This is a genomic window from Methylobacterium sp. WL103, assembly GCF_008039885.1.
GTDB lineage: Bacteria > Pseudomonadota > Alphaproteobacteria > Rhizobiales > Beijerinckiaceae > Methylobacterium > Methylobacterium cerastii.
Genome location: NZ_VRUX01000539.1, coordinates 1 through 2,896 on the forward strand (window position 1 = coordinate 1; position 2,896 = coordinate 2,896).

The window sequence follows — 2,896 nt, forward strand, 5'->3', positions numbered from 1 at the left end:
TTGGGCCGGCAGGCTTCGACCAGGGGCTCCAGATCAGCCCATTGCGCGTCGCTCAGCATCGTCCCTCCTCCATCAGAGAGACGAAAACGCAAGCCCAGCCAATCTGTTCAGGCGACGACAGGCCCTAGGAGGTTTGCATCCGCTGCGTTAGTGGTGCTTTCAGCCTCCGAAATTCGCGGGCGGCTGGATCGTCACGCCGAATTGCCCGTCGCTGCCCATGGCCGCGACCGCAAGATTGGTATTGGGAGTAAGTTCCTTGACCGCCGCCGACGGGCCTGTCGCCATCCTCATCGTGGAGACGGACCAGATCGTCAGCCTGGTCACCGCCGACATGCTGGCGGATGCGGGCTTCCGGACCATCGAGGTCCGCACCGCCTCCGAGGCGCTGTCCGTGCTCGAACGATCCGACGACGTGCGCGTGCTGATCACCGGGCGCAGCATCGCGGGGGACGGCGTCGCCCTCGCGCAACTCGTTCGCCACCGTTGGCCGGCGATCGGCATCATCGTGACCTCGGGCGCGGGCGGCGATTTCGAGCATGCGTTGCCGCCGGGCACGCGGCTCCTCCGGAAGCCGTACCATTTTGCCGACGTGATCCGGGAAGTGGAGGCCGAGCTCTCGCGAGAGAAGGAAGAGCCCTCGGCGGCCCCGATGCTGCCGATCGGGTTGCCGCCTCGTTCGGGAATGGAACTCGGCAACGGCATCGGGGCCGTCACCGCGCCGGTCGCCGAACCGGACAAGACTTGAGGCTCGACCGCGGCGCGCCGGCGTCGATCCGTCAGCCCTGAGACGACTGGGAGGCCGGGCCGTCCCGCCGGCTCCGGCGCTCCGCCCTCAGCTCCCGCTCGGCCAGCACCCAGAACCGCATTTCCTGCCCCTCGGGGCGGTGGTGCCGGTCCCACAGGTCGTAGGCGCGCTGCCGGATCTCTTCGATCGGGATGGGGCCGTCGTCGTCCATGCGTTCACAGATCTTCGTTGGGCAAAAGCCGCATTCCTGCGCGATCCGAGGATCGCGCCCTGATGGTCCGGACCTGCGCAGGCGCAGGATCCGGCTCGAACCGGTCGATGAACCGTAGCTGGTCCCACAGGTCGACACTGTGACCGTCCACCAACGCCAGGGCCTGCGCCTTCGCGTCGTCGTCGCCTTCGGCCGCGATCACCGCCTGAAGCACCATCCGGCCGTCCGCGCCGAACATCATCGCCCGGTAGGATGGTGGACCGTCGGGTTCGGCGGAGGGCGGACGACCTGCGCTCATGATCGGGATGCCTCGGCCGGATCGGACGCTTGCACCATCGCGATACGCCGCGGGGCCGTCGTCTCGAACGTCGAAATCGCAACATGCCATGGGCTTCGCCGCTCCGGGACGGCGGGAGCACGAGTGTCTCGCAGGCGCTGACGGCCGGTCCCGTGGTCAGCGATGGTCTAGAACTGCACCTCCGCGCGCGGCACGCACTAACATACGATACGGCCGTGCGCGGGGCCGGACGTCGCACGCCTCCGATCCGAGTATTTTCGCGCTGCGTCGATGCGTCCATGCGGCGCCGGAATGCCCAGCTCGCTCGCCTTGAGAGCCCGCGGCCTGCGGCGCCTTCGCGAATCGGTTTCCACGGCGACGAGCGTCCGCAGGTCGCACGCATGATCTGTGAATAGCCGGCTTTCCCGTGGGACCGGCGCGAACCGAACCGCGTTGCCGAGTCCAAGGGTTGAGGACGGAGTCACGAATGGCCGAGCGTCGACGAAAGGCTGCCGAGCGGAGCCCCGCGCCGATGGAGGATGCGCCCCTGGTCCCGATCGGGGCGCTGGCCGTTTCGCTCCTCGACATCGCGGCACAGGCCGGGTCGGGGCGCCGGGCATCCGCCAAGCCGGTGGTGCACGTGGCGCGCGATGCTCGGCGCCTCGACGAGCTCGCCCAGGTCCTGCGTACGCTGGCGCCTGCGGCCGAAATCTTGGTCTACCCGGAATGGGACTGCCTGCCGCTGGACCACGCCTCGCCCTCCCGGGCGACGATGGGCCTGCGCGCCGCCGTCCTGCGCCGGTTGAGCACGGATGCCTCTCCGCCCGACTTCGTCATCACCACTGGGCCTGCGCTGGCGCAGCGCGTCCCGCCGCGCGAGACCTGGGTCGACGCGCACGTGTCGCTCGCGGCCGGCGACCGGATCGATCCGGAGGCGATCACCGCCACCCTGGTCCACCTCGGCTACGTCGTCGACGAGCGGGTCGACGAGCCGGGCGAGGTCGCGATCCGCGGCCGCACCATCGAGGTGTTCCCCGCCGACGCGTCGCGCCCGTCCCGCATCGAGCACGCGGACGGTCGCGTCACCGCGATCCGGGTCTATGATCCGATTACGCAGCGTTCGGTCGGCAACGCCGGCCGGCTGGTGATCGACCCTGCCACCGAGATCGTCCTGGCGGAGGGCTCGGAGGATCGCCTGCGCCCCTTCACCGGCCAGGAGCACGCCCTGGCGCGCTTCTACCCGAACCTCGTCGCGCCGCTCGACTACCTGCCCGACGCCGGGCTCGTGGTCGAGGAGGGCGCCTCAGTGCGGGCCGCCGCCTTCTTCGAGCAGATCGACGAGGCACGCGCCCTGCGCGGCGCCGGCAAGGGGAGCCGCAACGGTGCGGCCGGGCGCGGGGACGACCTCTACCTCTCGCACGCGGTGTGGACGCGCGCCGTCTCGGCCCGCACGATCATGGCCGCCACGCATGCGGCCGCCGAGGATGTCGGCCTGTCGGGGCTCGCGGGCGCCGCACGCCCGGCAGCTGCCTTTGCCAAACTGTTGCGCGCGCAGCTGAAGGCCGGGCGGCGGATCGTGCTCGCCGGCCCGAGCCTACCCCTGCGCCGGCTCGTGCGCGAGGCCTCCGCCGTGGCCGACCGCGCCGTGCGCCTGATCGACAGC

Annotated in this window: 3 protein-coding genes and 1 pseudogene; 2 read left to right on the forward strand and 2 right to left on the reverse strand. The window is 70.5% G+C overall.

Features of this window, described 5'->3' with window-relative positions:
• Positions 1–217: 217 nt before the first annotated feature.
• A complete protein-coding gene (locus FV222_RS21960) occupies positions 218–745 on the forward strand; it encodes a response regulator (RefSeq protein ID WP_246685594.1) in 528 nt (175 codons plus the stop codon).
• Between the two features lie 31 nt (positions 746–776).
• On the opposite strand, the gene FV222_RS21965 is transcribed toward FV222_RS21960, so the two are convergent.
• Both FV222_RS21965 and FV222_RS21970 read right to left on the reverse strand, forming a co-directional pair.
• On the reverse strand, positions 777–956 hold the full coding sequence (locus FV222_RS21965) for a DUF2934 domain-containing protein (RefSeq protein WP_147815634.1): 180 nt from the start codon (positions 954–956) through the stop codon (positions 777–779).
• Positions 957–960: 4 nt separating this feature from the next.
• A complete protein-coding gene (locus FV222_RS21970) occupies positions 961–1,197 on the reverse strand; it encodes a hypothetical protein (protein ID WP_147815635.1) in 237 nt (78 codons plus the stop codon).
• A 568-nt stretch (positions 1,198–1,765) separates the two neighbouring features.
• Between FV222_RS21970 and FV222_RS21975 the strand changes: the two are divergent.
• A pseudogene (locus FV222_RS21975) lies at positions 1,766–2,896 on the forward strand (DEAD/DEAH box helicase); the annotation flags it as partial.